Raw genomic sequence first — 17717 nt, 5'->3', positions numbered from 1 at the left:
GGTGGAGCGGATGCGGCGGCGTCCGATCGGGTCACCGATCCATCCCGCGAGCCAGGTGAACACGAGCCACGACACGGCCGAGATCGTCACGGCGCCGAGCACGTCGGCGGTCGGCAGGGCCACAGGCCCGGCCGGGTCGGTCGCGTAGCGCTGGATGTAGCCGCCCGTCGTCATGTAGCCGACGGCGTTGTTGCCGGCGAAGACGAGCGCGGCCACGATCACGAGCAGCAGGTGCGTGCGGAACAGCTGCACGATCGGCATGCGCGAGCGCTCCTTGCGCTCGGCGAGCTCGACGAAGACGGGGCTCTCCTCGACCCGGCGGCGCACGTAGTAGCCGATGAGGATCAGCACGAACGACAGCAGGAACGGGATGCGCCAGCCCCACGCGAGGAACGCGTCGCCCGGCGCGATCACGGCCATGAGCGCGAGCATGCCGCTGGCCAGCAGCAGCCCGAGCGGCACGCCCAGCTGCGGCGACGCGCCGAAGAGGCTGCGCTTGGTCTTGGGGGCGTGCTCGACGGCCATGAGCACGGCGCCGCCCCACTCGCCGCCGGCGGAGATCCCCTGCAGGATGCGCAGCACGATCAGCAGGATCGGCGCCGCGACGCCGATCACGTCGAACGTGGGCAGCAGGCCCACGAGCGTCGTCGCGGCGCCCATGAGGACGAGGGTCAGCATGAGCACGACCCGGCGGCCGTGCTTGTCGCCCAGGTGCCCGGCGAGGAACGCGCCGAGCGGGCGGAAGAGGAAGCTGATGCCGACCGTGAGGAAAGCCAGCAGCTGCGCGAAGCCGGGGCCGGCGGGCGCGAAGAACAGCTGCCCGAAGACGAGGCCGGCCGCCCAGGCGTACAGGAAGAAGTCGTACCACTCGACCGTGGGTGCTCCTCGTGACGACGTCGTCTCTCGCTCGGCATCGCTGCCGGCGGGATCCGGAGGTGCGTTGCCTCCGCGGTTCAGGATCATATATGATTTCGGATACGACGCAAGAGCGAAGGAGCTCGGATGACCTCGACCGACACGACCGACCCGCGGTTCGCCGTCCTCGGCGCGCGCCCGGGCAAGATCGTCGCCGTCCACCTGTCGTACGGCTCGCGCGCCGACCAGCGCGGCCGCCGGCCCGCGGCACCGTCGTACTTCTTCAAGCCCTCGAGCTCGCTCGCCCCCTCCGGAGCCGACATCGAGCGTCCCGCCGGCACGGAGCTGCTCGCCTTCGAGGGCGAGATCGCTCTCGTGATCGGCGAGCCGGCGCGACGCGTGAGCCCGGATGCGGCGTGGTCGCACGTCGCCGCCGTCACGGCCTCCAACGATTTCGGCCTGTACGACCTCCGCGCGAACGACAAGGGCTCCAACGTGCGCTCGAAGGGCGGCGACGGCTACACGCCGATCGGCCCCGCGCTCATCGCCGCCGACGACGTCGATCCCGCGGCCATCCGCCTGCGCACGTGGGTCAACGGCGACATCGCGCAGGACGACACGACGGCCGGACTCCTCTTCCCGCTCGCGCGGATCGTCGCCGACCTGTCGCAGCACTTCACGCTCGAGACGGGCGACGTGATCCTCACCGGCACCCCCGCCGGCTCGACCGTCGTGCAGCCGGGCGACGTGGTGGAGGTGCAGGTCGACGCGGGCGGCCGCTCGACCGGCCGGCTGCGCACGCACGTGACGCAGGGGTCCGTCCCGTTCGATCCCGCGCTCGGATCGCTCCCGGCCGCCGACGACACGCAGCGCATCGAGGCGTACGGGTCGCGCGAGCTCGCGGGCATCGGCACCGGTGGCACGGGCCTCTCCCCCGACTTGCGCGCGCGCCTGGAGCGTGTGCCCGTCGCCGCCCTCTCGGCCCAGCTGCGCAAACGGGGCCTGAACGACGTCACGATCGATGGCGTGCGCCCGCTGCATCCGGGCGCGAGGCTCGCCGGCACCGCCCGGACGCTGCGCTTCGTGCCCCACCGCGAAGACCTGTTCGCCGCCCGCGGCGGCGGGTTCAACGCGCAGAAGCGCGCGTTCGACGCCGTCGGCGAGGGCGAGGTCATCGTGATCGAGGCGCGCGGCGAGACCGGATCGGGCACCCTCGGCGACATCCTCGCGCTGCGGGCGCACGCACGCGGCGCGGCCGGCATCGTGACCGACGGCGGCGTCCGCGACGCCGACGCCGTGGCGGCCGTCGGCATTCCCGTGTTCACGGCCGGCCCGCACCCGGCGGTCCTCGGACGCCGGCACGTGCCGTGGGAGACCGATGTCGCGATCGGATGCGGCGGCACGACCGTCGAGCCGGGCGATGTCATCGTGGGCGACGGCGACGGCGTGATCGTCGTGCCGCGCGGCATCGTCGACGAGGTCGTCGACGCCGCCCTCGCCCAGGAGGACGAGGACGCGTGGATCGCCGACCGCGTGCGGGAGGGGCACCCGGTGGACGGCCTGTTCCCGATGAACGCCGCGTGGCGCGCGCGGTACGCGGCGGAGCGGGGTGCGCGATGACCCTTCGACAGGCTCAGGGACCCCATCGACAGGCTCAGGGACCGGGCGACACGACGCTGAGCAAGTCGCAGCGCGCCTACCGGTGGATCAAGGAGCGCATCGCGAGCCAGGAGTTCACCCCCGGGTACCGCCTGGTGCTCGGCACGATCGCCGGCGAGCTCGACATGAGCGTCGTACCCGTGCGCGAGGCGATCCGGCAGCTCGAGGCCGAGGGGCTCGTCATGTTCGAGCGCAATGTCGGCGCGCGCGTGTCGATGGTCGACGACTCGCAGTACCGCTTCAGCATGCAGAGCCTGAGCATCCTCGAGGGCGCCGCGACCGCGCTGTCGGCGCGCGCGCTCACGGCCGACGACATCCGTCGCGCCCGCGCCGTGAACGACCTCATGGTCGAGACGCTCGACCACTTCGACCCCCGCGCCTTCACCGCGCTGAACCAGGAGTTTCACGCGATCCTCTTCGAGCGGTGCGCGAATCCGCGCATGCTCGAGCTCGTCCGCGCCGAGTGGGCGCGGCTCGGCCACTTGCGCGACTCGACCTTCAGCTTCGTGCCGGGCCGAGCCGCCGAGTCCGTCCGCGAGCACGAGAACATCCTGCGGCTGATCGAGACCGGCGCGCCCCTCGGCGAGATCGAGAAGGCCTCCCGCCGGCACCGCTCCGCCACCCTCGACGCCTACATGATCCACGAGCACCCCGACGAGGCGCTCGGCCTCCCCGCGTTCTGATCCGCTTCCGAAGGAGCACTCCATGAGCACGACAGCGACGACGTCGGCCCGGCACGTGCCGGCCGATCTGCCCACGCGCATCCAGCACTACATCGACGGCGCGTTCGTCGATTCGGTCGACGGCGGCACGTTCGACGTGCTCGATCCCGTCACGAACGAGACGTACCTGCAGGCCGCCGCCGGCACCGCGGCCGACATCGACCGAGCCGTCGCCGCCGCGCGCCGGGCGTTCACCGACGGGCCGTGGCCGCGGATGCTGCCGCGCGAGCGCTCCCGGATCCTGCACCGCATCGCGGACATCGTCGAGTCCCGCGACGCGCGCCTGGCCGAGCTGGAGAGCTTCGACTCGGGCTTGCCCATCACCCAGGCGCTCGGACAGGCGCGGCGCGCCGCGGAGAACTTCCGCTTCTTCGCCGACCTGATCGTGGCGCAGTCTGACGACACCTTCAAGGTGCCCGGACGCCAGATCAACTACGTCAACCGCAAGCCGATCGGCGTCGCGGGCCTCATCACGCCGTGGAACACGCCGTTCATGCTCGAGTCGTGGAAGCTGGGCCCGGCCCTCGCGACCGGCAACACCGTCGTGCTCAAGCCCGCCGAGTTCACGCCGCTGTCGGCATCGCTGTGGGCGGGCATCTTCGAGGAGGCGGGACTGCCGCAAGGCGTGTTCAACCTCGTGAACGGACTCGGCGAGGAGGCGGGCGACGCGCTCGTGAAGCATCCCGACGTGCCGCTCATCTCGTTCACGGGCGAGAGCCGCACCGGGCAGATCATCTTCGCCAACGCCGCGCCGCACCTGAAGGGCCTGTCGATGGAGCTGGGCGGCAAGTCGCCCGCGATCGTGTTCGCCGACGCCGATCTCGACGCGGCGATCGACGCGACGATCTTCGGCGTCTTCTCCCTCAACGGCGAGCGCTGCACGGCGGGCAGCCGCATCCTCGTCGAGCGCTCCGTGTACGACGAGTTCGTCGAGCGCTATGCGGCGCAGGCCAAGCGCGTCGTCGTCGGCGACCCGCAGGACCCGGCGACCGAGGTCGGCGCCCTCGTGCACCCCGAGCACTACGACAAGGTGATGTCGTACATCGAGATCGGCAAGTCCGAGGGGCGTCTGGTCGCCGGCGGCGGCCGCCCCGACGGCTTCCCGACCGGCAACTACGTCGCGCCCACCGTCTTCGCCGACGTCGCCCCCGACGCGCGGATCTTCCAGGAGGAGATCTTCGGCCCGGTGGTCGCGATCACGCCGTTCGACACCGAGGACGAGGCGCTCACCCTCGCCAACGACACGAAGTACGGCCTCGCGGCGTACGTGTGGACGAACGACCTCACGCGCGCACACAACTTCGCCCAGGCCGTCGAGGCGGGCATGGTGTGGCTGAACTCCAATAACGTGCGGGACCTCCGCACGCCCTTCGGCGGGGTGAAGGCGTCGGGCCTCGGCCACGAGGGCGGGTACCGCTCGATCGACTTCTACACCGACCAGCAGGCCGTGCACATCACGCTCGGCAAGGTCCACAACCCCACGTTCGGCAAGGAGGCCTGACGCATGACCGCTCGCAGTGAGATGACCCGCACCTCCTCCGGCTTCTTCGTGTCGCAGGAGTCGCCGATCCGCACCGGCGACCCGATCCCCACGCCGTCCGTCCCCGCGCCCGATATCCTGCGCTGCGCCTACATGGAGCTCGTCGTCACCGACCTCGTCGCGTCGCGGCAGTTCTACGTCGACATCCTGGGGCTGCACGTCACCGAGGAGGACGACGAGGCGATCTACCTCCGCTCGACCGAGGAGTTCATCCACCACAACCTCGTCCTGCGGAAGGGCCCGGTCGCCGCGGTCGCCGCGTTCTCCTACCGCGTGCGCTCGGCGGACGATCTCGACACGGCGGTCGCGTTCTACACCGAGCTCGGCTGCGATGTCCGCCGCAACCCCGACGGCTTCGTGAAGGGCGTCGGCGACGCGGTGCGCGTCGTCGATCCGCTCGGCTTCCCGATCGAGTTCTTCCACGCCACCGCGCACCAGGAGCGGCTCTCGTGGCGCTACGACCTCCACAGCCCCGGCGAGCTCGTGCGTCTGGACCACTTCAACCAGATCACGCCCGACGTGCCGCGCGCGGTGAACTTCATGCAGTCGCTCGGCTTCCGCGTCACCGAGGACATCCAGGACGAGGAGGGCACCGTCTACGCCGCGTGGATGCGGCGCAAACCCACCGTCCACGACACCGCGATGACCGGCGGCGACGGCCCCCGCATGCACCACGTGTGCTTCGCGACGCACGAGAAGCACAACATCCTCGCCATCTGCGACAAGCTCGGCGCGCTCCGCCGGTCGGATGCGATCGAGCGCGGTCCCGGTCGCCACGGCGTCAGCAACGCCTTCTACCTCTACCTGCGCGACCCCGACGGGCACCGCGTCGAGGTGTACACGCAGGACTACTACACCGGCGATCCCGACAACCCCGTCATCACGTGGGACGTGCACGACAACCAGCGCCGGGACTGGTGGGGCAACCCTGTCGTGCCGTCGTGGTACACCGAGGGCTCGCTCGTGCTCGACCTCGACGGGCAGCCGCAACCCGTCCGCGCGCGCACCGACGACTCGGAGATGGCCGTCACGATCGGCGCCGACGGGTTCTCGTACACGCGCCCGGACGACGAGGCCCCGATGCCCGAGTACAAGCAGGGCGAGTACAAGCTCGGCCACCAGCTCTAGGAGGAACGGATGCTGCCACCCGAGGTCATCGCCGGGATCGCCGACGAGCTCGCCGAGGCCGATCGCACGAAGGGGATCATCCCGCGCATCACCGCACGCCACCCGGATGCGACGGTCGAGGACTCGTACGCGATCCAGGGCGTCTGGCGCGACAAGAGCATCGCCGCGGGGCGCCGGCTCGTCGGGCGGAAGATCGGGCTCACGTCCAAGGCGATGCAGCAGGCCACCGGCATCACCGAGCCCGACTACGGCGTCATGTTCGATGACACCGTGTACCGCTCGGGCGACGACATCGACGCGTCGCAGTTCTCGAACGTGCGCATCGAGGTCGAGCTCGCCTTCGTGCTGAAGGAGCCCCTCACCGGCCCCGGCTGCACGCTCGAGGACGCCCTCGCCGCGATCGACTACGCCGTGCCGGCGCTCGAGGTGCTCAACTCGCACATCGAGCTGGAGGGCCGCACGATCGTCGACACGATCAGCGACAACGCCGCCTACGGCGCGATGATCCTCGGCGACGTGCACAAGCGCCCCGACGAGATCGACCTGCGCTGGGTGCCGGGCGTGCTCTCCCGCAACGGCGAGATCGAGGAGACCGGCGTCGCGGCGGGGGTGCTCGGGCATCCGGCGACCGGCGTGGCATGGTTGGCGAACAAGGTCGCCCAGCACGGCGCGCGCCTGGAGGCGGGGGAGATCATCCTCGCCGGGTCGTTCACCCGACCGATGTGGGTGCACGCCGGCGACGAGGTGCGCTGCGACTACGGACCCATGGGAGTGATCACATGCCGCTTCGTCTGACCCCCACCTTCCGCGAGCGCCTCGCCGCCGCATCCCGCCCGCTCGCGGGCCTGTGGGTGTGCTCGGGCAGCCCCCTCGTCGCGGAGATCGTGGCCGGCTCCGGCACCGACTGGGTGCTCATCGACATGGAGCACTCGCCGAACGGCCTCGAGTCGGTGCTCGCCCAGCTGCAGGCGGTGGCGGGCACCTCCGCGACGCCCATGGTGCGCGTGCCGATCGGCGACACCGTGACGCTCAAACAGGTGCTCGACGTCGGCGCGCAGAACGTGCTCGTGCCGATGGTCGACTCGGCCGCGCAGGCGCGGGAGCTCGTCGCGGCGGTGCGCTACCCGCCGCGCGGCGTGCGCGGCGTCGGCTCGGCGCTCGCGCGCTCGGGCCGATGGAACCGCGTCGACGACTACCTCGCCACCGCCGACGAGCATGTGTCGCTCTTCGTGCAGGTCGAGACCGCCGCCGCGGTCGAGGCGGCCGGCGAGATCGCCGCGGTCGACGGCGTCGACGGCGTCTTCGTCGGCCCGAGCGACCTCGCCGCCTCGATGGGCCTGCTCGGGCAGCAGACGCACCCGGACGTCGTCGCGGCCGTCCGGCGGGCGTTCGACGCCGTGCGGGCCGCGGGCACGCCGGTCGGCGTCAACGCGTTCGACCCCGACGCGGCGCAGGCCTACCTCGACGCGGGGGCGTCGTTCGTGCTCGTCGGCGCCGATGTGACCCTCCTCGCGCGCGGCTCCGAAGTGCTCGCCGCCCGCTGGTCCCCCGCCTGACGTCAGCCCGGCAGGACGCTGCGGCGCCACCCGCCGGGCGCGCGCACGAACTCGAGCCGGCGGCTGGGCGCGGCCGGATGCGACACCCAGAAGACGTAGCGGTGCGGGCGGACCGCATACCCCACCCACGTGTCGGGCGGCTCGGGCTCCGGATGCTCCACCGCGAACTGGGTCCACCGCTCCTCCCTCGCGCGCAGCGGCCGCCGCGCCATCGTGGTGTCGTTCACCCACGCGAGCTGGCGGAGGTACGCCGAGCGGCGCGCATAGGCGTCGGCCGCCTCGTCGGGAGTCACCGGCAGCGCCGTGCCCTGCACGACGAGCTGCCGGGTGAACGCCGGCCACAGGAGCGTCAGCGCGACGCGCGGGTCGGCCCGCAGGTCGGCGACCTTGCGACTGCGCGTGTCGGTATGGAAGTGGAACCGGCCGCCGTCGAAGTCCGACAGCATCACGGTGCGTGTGCTCGGGAAGCCGTCGCGCCCGACGGTGGCGAGGGTCATGAGCATGCGCTCCTCCCCCTCCGCCGGCAGCCAGTCGCGCGCGAGCGGCTCGGGCGCGTCGGCGAGTGCGGGGCCGTGCACGGGATCGGTCGCATGATCGATGACGGGCGCCTGCACCTGGACGGTGCGCGTGGGCGACGGCCGACGCACGCTCATGCGAACTCGAACCGGTCGATCTCCCGCAGGGCGTCGCTGACGAAGTCGACCCCCGTCTCGAAGAACCGGCCGCCGTCCTCCGCATTGGCGCCCGTCGGGTCGCCGATGACCCCCGTCGGGCCGAAGTCGTCGCTCGTCCAGCCGAACATCACCGGCATGCGGTTGAAGCCGATGTACCGCATCGCGGCGATCTTCTCCGGCACGTTCCGCGGCGGCAGCTCGGGCGCGACGAGCTCTGGCGCGAGGTGCATCACGACGCTCGTCTCGACGTAGCCGGCGTGGATGCCCTGCCCGCGCTCGTCGGGGCGCCCGTCGGTGCCGTCGGCGGCGCCGCCGAGGCCCGACGGCATGCTGAAGGTGCGCAGTCCGAAGCGGCGACGCAGCTCGCGGTTCGCCCAGCCGAGGAGCATGACGTTGCCGCCGTGGCCGTTGACGAAGACGACCGTGCGGACGGGCGTCAACGAGATGGACCGGCCGATCTCGACGAGCTGCTCGAGGAGCGTCGTCCCCTCGAGCCACAGCGTGCCGGGCGCCCAGTGGTGCTCGTCCGACTTGGCGTACTCGATCGGCGGCAGCACCCACGCGTCGATCCCCTCCGCCGCCACCCGCTCGACCGCTGCGGCCGTCACCGCCTGCGCGACGAGCGCGTCCGTGCGCAGCGGCAGGTGCGGGCCGTGGTGCTCGATCGCGCCGATCGGGATGACGGCGATCGAGCGGTCGGAGGTGACCTCGACGAGCGCGGGGCCCGACAGGTCGGCCCAGCGCCGGGTGGCGGGGACGAACGCCGTCATCGCACGGCGCCCTTCGTCGGCCCCGCATAGGCGGGATTGAGCTTGCCGGGGTTCAGCAGGCCGTCGGGGTCGGTCAGGGCGGCCAGCTCCACCGTCTCGGCGAGGCGGAAGTCGACGTTCCACTGGTGCGGGTTGTGCACGCCGACGCCGAGCTCGCCGAGGCGCTCGATGCCCGCGAGCACGGCTTCGGGGCTCTCGTACACGCCCGCGAGCATGCCGATCGGCGCGCGGTGGCCGGCCTCGATGTGGAGCTGTCCGCCGGGGTAGACGGCGTGCACCTCGTCGATGCGCTCGACCAGGGCGTCGCCCGAGACCTCGACGTGGAAGTACACGCCGGGCTCGGATTTCTGCAGCCACTCGATCGGGTGGTTGTAGCTGAGCACGGAGATGTCCGACGACACCGACGGGCCCTCGCGGACGTCTTCGATGCGCCCGCCGCCGCCCTCGATGACCGCGATCGCCTCATCGAGCGCGGCGACGTCGACGATCATGCGCAGCGAGCTGCGCTCGGCGGGGAAGGCGGGGTCGGGCGGAAGCTGCGCGGTGACGTGCGGCGTGTCGGCCGACACGAGGCGCGGCAGCGGCTGGAGTCGTCCGAGCGTGCGCAGCACGGCGAGCGCCCCGCTGAAGTCCGGGAACGACGCGTAGAGCCCCCGCCACTCCTGCAACGGCTCGAGCCGCACCGTCGCGCGGACGATGATGCCCGCGGTGCCGTAGTTGTGGACGTATCCGAGGGCGGCCTCGCCCTCGACGTGCGCGATGTCGGCGCCGGTCGCGGGCGTCACGACGTCCAGCGCCGCGACGAAGCCGCCGTCGTTGCTGCCGTGGGCGATCGTGCCGGTGCCGCCCGACCCGCCCGCGAGGAAACCGCCGATGCTCGAGTGCACCGTCGAGGGGTACATCCACAGCTGCTGCCCGGTCGCGCGCGCGGCCTGCTCGAGCGCGGCCATGGGGGCTCCCGCGTCGGCGGTGATCGCGCCCTCCGACACGTCGTGGATCGTGCGGGCGCGCGACATGTCCAGCACGAGGCCCCCGCTCATGGGGATCCCCTGGCCGTAGTTGCCCGTGCCGCGACCGCGCGGCGTGATCGGCACGCCGTGGCGCACGGCCGCGGCGACGACCGCGGCGATCTCGTCGGCGGTCGTGGGGAAGGCCACGAGGTCCGCGATCCCGAGGGGCAGCAGCTCGGCGATGATCGGCGACATGCGAGCGCCGTCGACCGAGGCCTTCTCGCGCTGGCGCATGTCGCTGCTGACGCCGCGCGCGCCGAGCAGTCCGGACAGCTCCGCTTCGAGGGCGGCGTAGTCGGGTCTGGTCATGGTCTCTCCTTCTCCTCGTGGGGCGCCGGCGGCGCGCCCGATAATCTGCACGCATGACGGATGCGGCCGACACCTCGGATCTCGACGAGTCGGCGCGCGCGCTGGGTGCCCGCATCCGGATGCTGCGGCGCGAGCACGGCATGACGCTGACGCAGGCGGCGCGCCGCGCGGGCCTGTCGCACTCGTTCCTCAGCCAGGTCGAGCGCGGTCACGAGCGGCTCAGCATGGCGTCGCTGTTCCGCGTCGCGCAGGCGCTCGGCACGACCCAGCAGGCCCTGCTGACCGAGGACCGCCCCGCGATGACCCACGGCGGCTACCACGTGCACCGGCGCGACACGGTCGCTCCCGTCGACTCGGGCTCGTCGCCGCTGGTCGTCATGGGGGCGGCGGGCGGGCGGTTCGTGCCCATGATCTTCACGGGCCCGTTCGACGACACCGGGCCGTGGTGGCAGCACGACGAGGAGGAGTTCGCCTACGTCCTGGAGGGCACGCTCGTCGTCGTGCTCGACGACACCGAGATCACGCTCTCGGCGGGCGACTCGGTCTACTACGAGGGCGGCGCACGGCATCGGTGGCGCAGCGTCGGCGACGCGGTGTGCCGCGTCCTCGTCGTGAAGGAGCGCGACCACCGCGCGTGAGGCGGGGGCGACGATCACGATCCGCCTCCGAGCTCCGCGGCCACGACCGCGAGGTCGCGCGTGTACGACCCCTCCGAACCCGCCGCCGCTCCCCCGGCGATGACGACCCCGTGCACGCCCGGCACCTCCAGCAGCGCGCGGCCGTAGGCGACGGCCTGCCGGATGCCCGCGCGCCGGACGTCCTGCGCGCCGAGCAGACCCTCGACGAAGCCGTGCGGCAGCACGGCGCCGGAGAACGACGCGAGCAGCTCGGCGCCGGAACGATCGACGACCAGCGGCACACCGGCGATCACCGGGACGTCGGCGCCCGCGGCGCGGCAGCGCTCGACGAACACCGCGAGGTCTTCCGGCTGTCCCGCGTACTGCGTGAAGCACAGCTGACCTCCCGCCCGCACCTTCTCGCGCACCCGGGCGCCGCGGCGGTCCGCCGGCGGCGCCGCGGGCGACTCGGCGAACGACACGGCGAGCCCGCGCTCGCGCGCAAGCGGGATCATCGACGTCGACTCGAGCTCGAACACGGGCCGGGCGTCGGGCCGGTCGCCGCTGAGCGGGTGGTCACCCGTGACGCAGTGGACGCCCGCGGCGCCCGCGTCGCGCAGCGAGGTCAGCTCGCGCTGGATCGCCGCGGCCGAGCGGTCACGCGCGTTGACGCCGATCCACGCCCGCAGGCCCGCCCGCGCGAGCAGGTGGGCGCGGAAGGACGGCGGGTACTGCACGCGCGAGCGGCCGGCGTCGCCCGACAGCACCGCGTCGGCGCTTCCGCGCAGGTGATCGGCGAGGCGCGACACGACGTCGGTGTCGAGGGCGGGAGCCGGAAAGGCCGTGAGAACGAGCGCGCGGCGCTCGAGGATCGCCGCGACCTCGGCGGCGGCGGGGGTCGGCGCGGCGAGGCTGCGTGCGTCATCCGGCGCGTCGGGCCCGGGCCACGTCACGGGCAGCGTGCGCGAGAGGAAGACGCACGCATGCGCAGCGACCTCGCAGCGCCCGTCGGCGTGCACGCTGCCGCACGGGCCCCACGTCATCGACTTCGGGCAGCGGGGGGCGCGCGCGGGCGCGGGCGTGTCGATGATCGTCACGACAGCACCTCGCGGGCGCGGCGGGCGGCCGTCACGAGCATCGCCGGATCGGCGGGAGCGGGGACGTGGAAGCCCGCGAAGCCGGGGAGCGCAGCGGTGTCGAGGGTGACCGGATGCGGCGACGAGGCGTCCACGACGAGGCGTGGACCGCCCTCCTCGGCCACCTCACGGGCGAACGCGGAACGCTCGCCCGCGGCGACGGGCGCCGCGACGCACACGTGCGCACCGGCCCGGGCGAGGAGGCGCACGCGCCGTGCTTCACGTGGGCGCAGCGGGTCGGCCGCGACAGCGACGACCGCGCCGGCGCGGCGCGCGAGCGCGGTGAGGTGGTCCTCGGCGATGTCGCCCACCCCGCCTCCGGATGCGCCGGCGACATCGACGAGGATCGCCGTGGCGCCCCCGTCGGCGAGCGCGGCGACCTCGCCCTCGAGCGCGACACGGTTGCGGTCGCGCCCGGACACGACGACGACGACCGGCACGATGTCGGCGAGGACCGCGGCGGCGTAGGACGGCGCGGGCTCGGCGCCCGAGACGGGCGCGGGCTCGCGCAGCACCACGGCGTCGACGAGGCCCGAGACCGTCCGCGCGAGCGCGGCCAGGTCGGCGAGCGACGCCCCGCGGGCCGGCAGCTCGGCGGTCACGGCGCCGCCCTCGTCCCACACGCGCCCGAGGGGGCCCAGCTCCGCCAGCGGGGCGTGCATGCGGGAGCGGGGGCGCAATCCGTCCGCGCGCGTGGACGGGAACGCGCGCTCGAACCCGTCGGGGTCCCACCCCGTCGAGACGACGGCGGACTCGGCGCCGCTCATAGACTGCCCCCGTGAACGACCCGATCGACGGTGTGTCCGCGTGGCTCGACGCCCTCGCGGCGCCTGTGCCCTCCCCCGGCGGCGGCGCCGCTGCGGCCGTGACCGTCGCCACGGCGGCGGCCGTCACGGCGATGGTAGCGGGGTACGCGCCCGACGGCCCCGACCGCGACGCGACGCGCGCCGGTGCCGACGAGGTGCGCGCCCACGCGCTGGCGGCCGCGCGACGCGATGCCGCGGCATCCGCCCGGCTCGTCGCCGCCTACCGAGAACGGCGCGCCGACCTCGCCGCGGCGCTGCACGAGGCGACCGACGCGAGCCTCGCCGTCGCCGAGAGCGCGGCGCCCCTCGCGCCCCTGCTGACGTGGCTCGCCGCGCACGGCGACCCGCGCCTCGCGTCGGACATCGCCGCGGCCGCCCACCTCGCCGCCGGCGCCGTGCGCGCCGCGACCGCGACCGCGGCCGGCAACCTCGCGTCGTGGCCCGACGCTCCGGCGTCGCTGCACGACCGGCTCGACGCCGCGCTTGCCGACGCCGTCGCGCTCGACGGGCTGGGACGCTGACGCCCTCCCCGGCGCCGGGGTGCGGCGCGGTCGCCGAGCGGGCACCGGGGAGGACGTCGTCATCTGCGGCGGGTCACTTCATCGCGATCGACGTGTCGAGGAACTCGTTCGTATAGAGCGCCGCGGGGTCGAGCGTGTCGGCGTCGGCCTGCGAGATCGAGCCGGACTCGACGAGGATCGGCACGAAGTCCGTGACGATCGACTCCATGCGTGCGGGGTCGAAGGCCCCGAACGTGCCGGAGGCCGGGTCGTTCTCGACGATGCCGAGCTCCTTCTGCTGCTCGACCGAGAAGGTCGCGACGCCCTCGGAGTAGGTCCAGCCGGTGTCGTACTTCTCGACGAGGTCGAGGATCACCTGGATGCCGTGGTCGGGCGACTCGAGGAAGTCCAGCTGCGACTGCTGCATGATCGGGACGAGCTTCTTGAGGCAGTCGCCGTACTCCTCGAGCGCGTCGGGCCGCACCGCGAGCGGCTCGGGGTAGATCGAGTAGCCGATGTCCGAGAGCAGCTGGAAGCTCACCGGCTTCCCCCATGCCGAGATCTCGTTCTCGTAGATGTACGGCTCGGCGGTCGCGAAGCCCTGCTGCAGGATCGTCGGGTCGGACACGAACCGCTGCGGGGTGCCCTCGTAGCTCGTGTCGACCTGCGAAGGCCCGATGATGCCCTGCGACTGCAGGAGCGCGGGGATCACGTCGCCCGACGTCACGACGACCGCGCCATCGGCGGTGGCCTCCTCGATCGTCTTCGCGCCGGCGTGGCTCTCGGGGTCCCACATCAGGATCTGCGGGCTCTTGGTCAGCTGCGAGGTCACCGCGACGGTCGGCTGGTCGGCCGCGGCGACGATCGCCGCATCCGTGTTCACCGCGCCGAGGAGGATGTCCTCGTCGAGGTACATGAGCGCGGGAACCGGCTGGAAGTTCACGTTGGGTCCGCCGGGGCGCACCTCGATGTCCACGCCGGTGTCGACGCCCTGGGCGACGAGCGGCCCGGTGACGGTCTTCGCGTCGGTGTCGACGGTGTAGCCGTCGCCGACGAGGTTGTACATCGCGCCGTGCTCGGCCTCGGGCTGCCAGTCCTGCTGCATCACGACCGTCGCCGGGCAGACGTCGGACAGGTCGAGCGCGCTTCCCGCTTCGGCCGCGGGTGCCGCGCTCGCGGGGGGCGCGTCGCCGCCGCCGGAGCCGCTCGTGGTCGGTCCGGCGCACGCGGCGACGGTGAGGGCGACCGACAGCGTCGCTCCGGCGGCGAGGAGCCGGCGGAGGGTCGTCGATCGCAGGCGGGTGCGGGTGGGTGTCGCAGTGCGTGTCACAGGGGCTCCTCGGGTCGGGGCAGGGGGCGCGGACGGATGGTGCGGAACGGATGGTGCGGAACTGCGGCGGCCGGTCATCGGCCCTTCCAGCCGAAGAGCCGGCCGACGACGGCGCGGTCCAGGGCTGCGAAGACGGAGAAGACGATCACGCCGAACAGGGCGGTGAAGATGATCGCGAGGAACAGCGCCTCCATGTTCAGGCGCAGCGTGTAGGTGCGCAGCAGCCCGCCGATGCCCTGCGAGCCCTGCTGGAAGAAGAAGTCGCCGACGATCGCGCCGATGACCGACAGGCCGGCGGCGTTGCGCAGACCCGTGAAGATCGCCGGCAGCGCGGCGGGCAGCTGGAGCTTCGTCAGGCGCTGCCAGCGCGTGGCCTTGTTGAGCGTGAACAGGTCGTGCGCGCTCGGTTCGGCGGACTGCAGCCCGAAGAGCGTGTTCGAGATCATCGGGAAGACCGCGATGATGACGCACACGACGATGCGGGCGGGGATGCCGTAGCCCATCCAGATGCCGATCAGCGGCGTGAGCGCGAGGATCGGGATCGTCTGGAGGATGACGGCGTACGGGTAGAGGATGCTCTCGGCCAGCCGCCACTGCGACATCAGGATCGCCCACGCCATGCCGATGACGACGGCGAGGCCCAATCCCACGAGCGCGACCGACGTCGTCTGGCCGAGGGCCTGCAGCATCGGACCGACGATCTGCGGGTTGCCGATCGTCTCGGTGATGACCTGGTGCGGCGGCGGCAGCAGGAAGCGCCTGCTCTCCGAGAGGAAGACGTAGGAGACGAGGTACCAGAGCGCGATGATGCCGACCAGGGCGAGCAGGATCGGCAGACCGCGGGCGCCGGCGCCGCGGGCGGCGCGCGAGAGAGACGCGCCCGAGGCGGGACGTGCGGCGGGAGCGGCGTCGACGGCCGCGACGCGCGGCGCCTCGGCGGTGAGCTCCTGGGTCATGAGTGGGCCTCCAGCGTGCGGGAGAGGTGGCCGGCGATGCGCCCGAACTCCGGCTCGTAGCGCAACTCCGGTGGACGCGGATACGACCACGGCAGGTCGATGTCCTCGACGATCCGGCCCGGCCGGCCGCTCATGACGAGGACCCGGCTCGAGAGGTAGACCGCCTCCGAGATCGAGTGCGTGATGAACACGCCCGCGAAGCGCTTGAGCTGGAAGATGCGCTGCAGCTCGGTCTGCATCTTCAGGCGCGTGATCTCGTCGAGCGCGCCGAAGGGCTCGTCGAAGAGGGCCAGCTGGGGTTCGGCGACGAGTGCGCGGGCGATGGACACGCGCATCCGCATGCCGCCGGAGAGCTGACGCGGATGCTGCTTCTCGAAGCCGCTCAGACCGACGAGGTCGAGCGCCTCGGTCGCGCGGCGTGCGCGCTCGGCTCTGGGGACGTGGGCGAGCTCGCCGACGAGCTCGACGTTCTTCTGCGCCGAGCGCCATTCGAGGAGCGTCGCGTCCTGGAAGACGAAGCTCGTGACCGCCGCATCGACGTCGAGCTCCCCGGACGTGATGTCCTCGAGACCCGACGCGAGACGCAGGAGGGTCGACTTGCCGCATCCGGACGGCCCGACGATCGAGACGAACTCGCCGCGCGAGACCTCGAGCGACACGTCCTCGAGCGCGCGCGTGCCGGTCGGGAACTGCTTCGTGACCTCACGCAGGCGCAGGGTCGCGGTCGTGGTGGTGGTCATGCCCACACCTCGCTCTCTTCGTACGCCGCCGCGGGGGCGGCGGTCGCGGTCTCGACGCTCTCCACGCGCAGCCGGCGGGTGGCGACGACGCGACCGCCGCGGAGCACGACGCGGTCGGGCGCGCGCTCGGCGAGCGCGTGCGCAACGGAGCCCGAGCGCACCAGGATCCCGTCGGCGGGCGATCCCGCCTCGGCGTCGGCGGCCGGCAGATCCGCGAGCGCGCGTCCCGCCGCGACGATGCGCCACGCTTCGCGCGGCGACACGTGGCCGGCCAGCACGAGGGCCGATGCGACGTCGACCATGTCGCCGTTGCCGAGCGGATTGAACGGGTCCTGCACGTTGTCGCCGCCGGCGGCGAGCACCACCCCCGCCGACACGATCGCCGCGAGCGGCGGCACCGCGCGCGGCGTCGCGACCGGGTGCTCCCAGCCCATGAGGTACAGGTTCGTGAGGGGGTTCGTGATGATGCTCACGCGCGCCGCCGCCGCGGCGTCGAGGATGCGCGCGAGCCGTTCGGGCGGCTGCACGGCCAGCGCCACGCAGTGACCCGCCGACCGCGTCATGTGCTCGGGCCAGTCGGCGGTGCGCTCGGCGATGCGCAGCAGGTCCTGGGATGCGGGATCGAGGGTCTCGTCGGCGTGCAGGTCGATGCCGACGCCGGTCTCCTCCGCCAGTCGCACCGCGCGGTCGACCTCCGCGGCCGGATCGTCGCCGAGGTGCGGGGCGCCGCCGAGCAGGTCGGCGCCCATCGCGATGCCCTCGCGCACGATGCCGTCGTCGCGGACGTGCGAGTGCATCGCCACCACCTGCACGTCGACGAGGCCGCGGAACTCCTCGCGCACCCGCAGCACGGCGCGCAGCCCCCGCAGCGGGTCGGCGCCCTCGTGGTAGTTCACGTGCGTGCGGACGGCGAGCACGCCGGCGCGCAGTGCCGCCTGCAGCTGCCGGCGCGCGTGGGAGGCGATCGCGTCCTCGTCGAGCGTGTGCCCGAAGCGCTGCCACGCAGCGACCGCGTCGACGAGGGAGCCTTCGGGCTCCCCCGCGGCGTGCCACGTGTAGGCCTTGTCGATGTGCGCGTGCATGTCGGCCGCGGGCGGCAGCAGCATCCATCCGCTCGCGTCCACCGTGATGCCCGACACCGGTGCACCCTCGGGGCGTGCGACCCGTCCGTCGTCGACGACGAGGTCGCGGCGCGTGCCGTCGGGCAGGCTCACCCCCGTGATCCGGCTGACGCGCGCGTCGGCCGTCAGCTCCTCGGGGTGCAGCAGGGTCATCGCGTCGGGGGTCCTTTCAAGAAGCTGGCATTCTGTTGGCGTGGCCAACACCGCCAGTGTTCGCCCCGCGTGTTTCGTCGACGGTAGGGCGATGTTGCGTCCTCGTTACGGATGCGACGAGCGGGCCGGCGGAGG

Annotated in this window: 17 protein-coding genes and 1 pseudogene; 8 read left to right on the top strand and 10 right to left on the bottom strand. The window is 72.8% G+C overall.

From position 1 onward, the window contains the following. Positions 1 to 876, bottom strand: a pseudogene (locus EI169_RS04975) (MFS transporter); the annotation flags it as partial. A 126-nt stretch (positions 877 to 1002) separates the two neighbouring features. On the opposite strand from EI169_RS04975, the gene EI169_RS04970 reads away from it, so the two are divergent. The 6 genes from EI169_RS04970 to EI169_RS04945 are packed head-to-tail and all read left to right on the top strand — an operon-like array spanning position 1003 to position 7460. Then, positions 1003 to 2475: a fumarylacetoacetate hydrolase family protein gene (locus EI169_RS04970; protein WP_125131353.1), complete on the top strand. Its 1473-nt coding sequence runs from the start codon at positions 1003 to 1005 to the stop codon at positions 2473 to 2475. Continuing rightward, positions 2472 to 3197 carry a GntR family transcriptional regulator gene (locus EI169_RS04965; protein WP_240640640.1) on the top strand — a complete coding sequence of 242 codons (726 nt, stop codon included), beginning with the start codon at positions 2472 to 2474 and terminating at the stop codon, positions 3195 to 3197. The genes EI169_RS04970 and EI169_RS04965 overlap by 4 nt, the downstream gene beginning before the upstream one ends. A gap of 22 nt (positions 3198 to 3219) precedes the next feature. Further along, positions 3220 to 4737: a 5-carboxymethyl-2-hydroxymuconate semialdehyde dehydrogenase gene (hpaE, locus tag EI169_RS04960; RefSeq protein ID WP_125131352.1), complete on the top strand. Its 1518-nt coding sequence runs from the start codon at positions 3220 to 3222 to the stop codon at positions 4735 to 4737. Between the two features lie 3 nt (positions 4738 to 4740). Then, positions 4741 to 5904, top strand: a complete 1164-nt coding sequence (hpaD, locus tag EI169_RS04955; RefSeq protein WP_125131351.1) for a 3,4-dihydroxyphenylacetate 2,3-dioxygenase — start codon at positions 4741 to 4743, stop codon at positions 5902 to 5904. A gap of 9 nt (positions 5905 to 5913) precedes the next feature. Then, positions 5914 to 6699, top strand: a complete 786-nt coding sequence (locus EI169_RS04950) for a fumarylacetoacetate hydrolase family protein (protein WP_125131350.1) — start codon at positions 5914 to 5916, stop codon at positions 6697 to 6699. After that, positions 6684 to 7460, top strand: a complete 777-nt coding sequence (locus EI169_RS04945) for an HpcH/HpaI aldolase/citrate lyase family protein (protein WP_125131349.1) — start codon at positions 6684 to 6686, stop codon at positions 7458 to 7460. Before EI169_RS04950 ends, EI169_RS04945 begins: the two co-directional genes overlap by 16 nt. Before the next feature lie 2 nt (positions 7461 to 7462). On the opposite strand, the gene EI169_RS04940 is transcribed toward EI169_RS04945, so the two are convergent. Genes EI169_RS04940 through EI169_RS04930 form a run of 3 tightly spaced genes read right to left on the bottom strand, consistent with a single transcriptional unit; the run spans position 7463 to position 10223 of the window. Then, entirely contained in the window at positions 7463 to 8113 is a 651-nt protein-coding gene (locus EI169_RS04940; protein WP_125131348.1) for a pyridoxamine 5'-phosphate oxidase family protein, read from the bottom strand. Beyond that, positions 8110 to 8904, bottom strand: a complete 795-nt coding sequence (locus EI169_RS04935) for a creatininase family protein (protein WP_125131347.1) — start codon at positions 8902 to 8904, stop codon at positions 8110 to 8112. Before EI169_RS04935 ends, EI169_RS04940 begins: the two co-directional genes overlap by 4 nt. After that, positions 8901 to 10223 carry an FAD-binding oxidoreductase gene (locus tag EI169_RS04930; protein ID WP_125131346.1) on the bottom strand — a complete coding sequence of 441 codons (1323 nt, stop codon included), beginning with the start codon at positions 10221 to 10223 and terminating at the stop codon, positions 8901 to 8903. Before EI169_RS04930 ends, EI169_RS04935 begins: the two co-directional genes overlap by 4 nt. 53 nt (positions 10224 to 10276) lie before the next feature. Here EI169_RS04930 and EI169_RS04925 point away from each other — a divergent pair, with 53 nt between their 5' ends. Next, complete coding sequence (locus EI169_RS04925) at positions 10277 to 10861, top strand: XRE family transcriptional regulator (RefSeq protein ID WP_125131345.1); 585 nt, start codon at positions 10277 to 10279, stop codon at positions 10859 to 10861. A 14-nt stretch (positions 10862 to 10875) separates the two neighbouring features. Here the strand turns inward: EI169_RS04925 and EI169_RS04920 are convergent, their stop codons facing one another. After that, positions 10876 to 11937: a methylenetetrahydrofolate reductase gene (locus tag EI169_RS04920; protein ID WP_240640639.1), complete on the bottom strand. Its 1062-nt coding sequence runs from the start codon at positions 11935 to 11937 to the stop codon at positions 10876 to 10878. Next, entirely contained in the window at positions 11934 to 12743 is an 810-nt protein-coding gene (locus EI169_RS04915) for a hypothetical protein (protein ID WP_125131344.1), read from the bottom strand. Before EI169_RS04915 ends, EI169_RS04920 begins: the two co-directional genes overlap by 4 nt. Positions 12744 to 12754: 11 nt before the next feature. Here EI169_RS04915 and EI169_RS04910 point away from each other — a divergent pair, with 11 nt between their 5' ends. After that, positions 12755 to 13303, top strand: a complete 549-nt coding sequence (locus EI169_RS04910; protein ID WP_125131343.1) for a cyclodeaminase/cyclohydrolase family protein — start codon at positions 12755 to 12757, stop codon at positions 13301 to 13303. A 73-nt stretch (positions 13304 to 13376) separates the two neighbouring features. On the opposite strand, the gene EI169_RS04905 is transcribed toward EI169_RS04910, so the two are convergent. The 4 genes from EI169_RS04905 to EI169_RS04890 all read right to left on the bottom strand — a co-directional run bounded on the left by EI169_RS04905 (position 13377) and on the right by EI169_RS04890 (position 17582). Next, entirely contained in the window at positions 13377 to 14612 is a 1236-nt protein-coding gene (locus tag EI169_RS04905) for a hypothetical protein (protein ID WP_240640638.1), read from the bottom strand. A 74-nt stretch (positions 14613 to 14686) separates the two neighbouring features. Then, positions 14687 to 15568, bottom strand: a complete 882-nt coding sequence (locus EI169_RS04900; RefSeq protein ID WP_125131342.1) for an ABC transporter permease — start codon at positions 15566 to 15568, stop codon at positions 14687 to 14689. After that, positions 15565 to 16308, bottom strand: a complete 744-nt coding sequence (locus EI169_RS04895) for an ABC transporter ATP-binding protein (RefSeq protein ID WP_125131341.1) — start codon at positions 16306 to 16308, stop codon at positions 15565 to 15567. Before EI169_RS04895 ends, EI169_RS04900 begins: the two co-directional genes overlap by 4 nt. Further along, entirely contained in the window at positions 16305 to 17582 is a 1278-nt protein-coding gene (locus tag EI169_RS04890; protein ID WP_125131340.1) for an amidohydrolase family protein, read from the bottom strand. The genes EI169_RS04895 and EI169_RS04890 overlap by 4 nt, the downstream gene beginning before the upstream one ends. Between the last annotated feature and the right edge of the window lie 135 nt (positions 17583 to 17717).

This window comes from Microbacterium sp. 10M-3C3 (genome assembly GCF_003931875.1).
GTDB lineage: Bacteria > Actinomycetota > Actinomycetes > Actinomycetales > Microbacteriaceae > Microbacterium.
This window is presented reverse-complemented; position numbering and strand designations above follow the sequence as displayed.

Excerpts from the sequence above, each read along its gene's own strand:
- EI169_RS04970 (WP_125131353.1), top strand. The coding sequence starts at position 1,003 with ATGACCTCGACCGACACGACCGACCCGCGGTTCGCCGTCCTCGGCGCG.
- EI169_RS04965 (WP_240640640.1), top strand. The coding sequence starts at position 2,472 with ATGACCCTTCGACAGGCTCAGGGACCCCATCGACAGGCTCAGGGACCG.
- hpaE (WP_125131352.1), top strand. The coding sequence starts at position 3,220 with ATGAGCACGACAGCGACGACGTCGGCCCGGCACGTGCCGGCCGATCTG.
- hpaD (WP_125131351.1), top strand. The coding sequence starts at position 4,741 with ATGACCGCTCGCAGTGAGATGACCCGCACCTCCTCCGGCTTCTTCGTG.
- EI169_RS04950 (WP_125131350.1), top strand. The coding sequence starts at position 5,914 with ATGCTGCCACCCGAGGTCATCGCCGGGATCGCCGACGAGCTCGCCGAG.
- EI169_RS04945 (WP_125131349.1), top strand. The coding sequence starts at position 6,684 with ATGCCGCTTCGTCTGACCCCCACCTTCCGCGAGCGCCTCGCCGCCGCA.
- EI169_RS04940 (WP_125131348.1), bottom strand. The coding sequence starts at position 8,113 with ATGAGCGTGCGTCGGCCGTCGCCCACGCGCACCGTCCAGGTGCAGGCG.
- EI169_RS04935 (WP_125131347.1), bottom strand. The coding sequence starts at position 8,904 with ATGACGGCGTTCGTCCCCGCCACCCGGCGCTGGGCCGACCTGTCGGGC.
- EI169_RS04930 (WP_125131346.1), bottom strand. The coding sequence starts at position 10,223 with ATGACCAGACCCGACTACGCCGCCCTCGAAGCGGAGCTGTCCGGACTG.
- EI169_RS04925 (WP_125131345.1), top strand. The coding sequence starts at position 10,277 with ATGACGGATGCGGCCGACACCTCGGATCTCGACGAGTCGGCGCGCGCG.
- EI169_RS04915 (WP_125131344.1), bottom strand. The coding sequence starts at position 12,743 with ATGAGCGGCGCCGAGTCCGCCGTCGTCTCGACGGGGTGGGACCCCGAC.
- EI169_RS04900 (WP_125131342.1), bottom strand. The coding sequence starts at position 15,568 with ATGACCCAGGAGCTCACCGCCGAGGCGCCGCGCGTCGCGGCCGTCGAC.
- EI169_RS04895 (WP_125131341.1), bottom strand. The coding sequence starts at position 16,308 with ATGACCACCACCACGACCGCGACCCTGCGCCTGCGTGAGGTCACGAAG.
- EI169_RS04890 (WP_125131340.1), bottom strand. The coding sequence starts at position 17,582 with ATGACCCTGCTGCACCCCGAGGAGCTGACGGCCGACGCGCGCGTCAGC.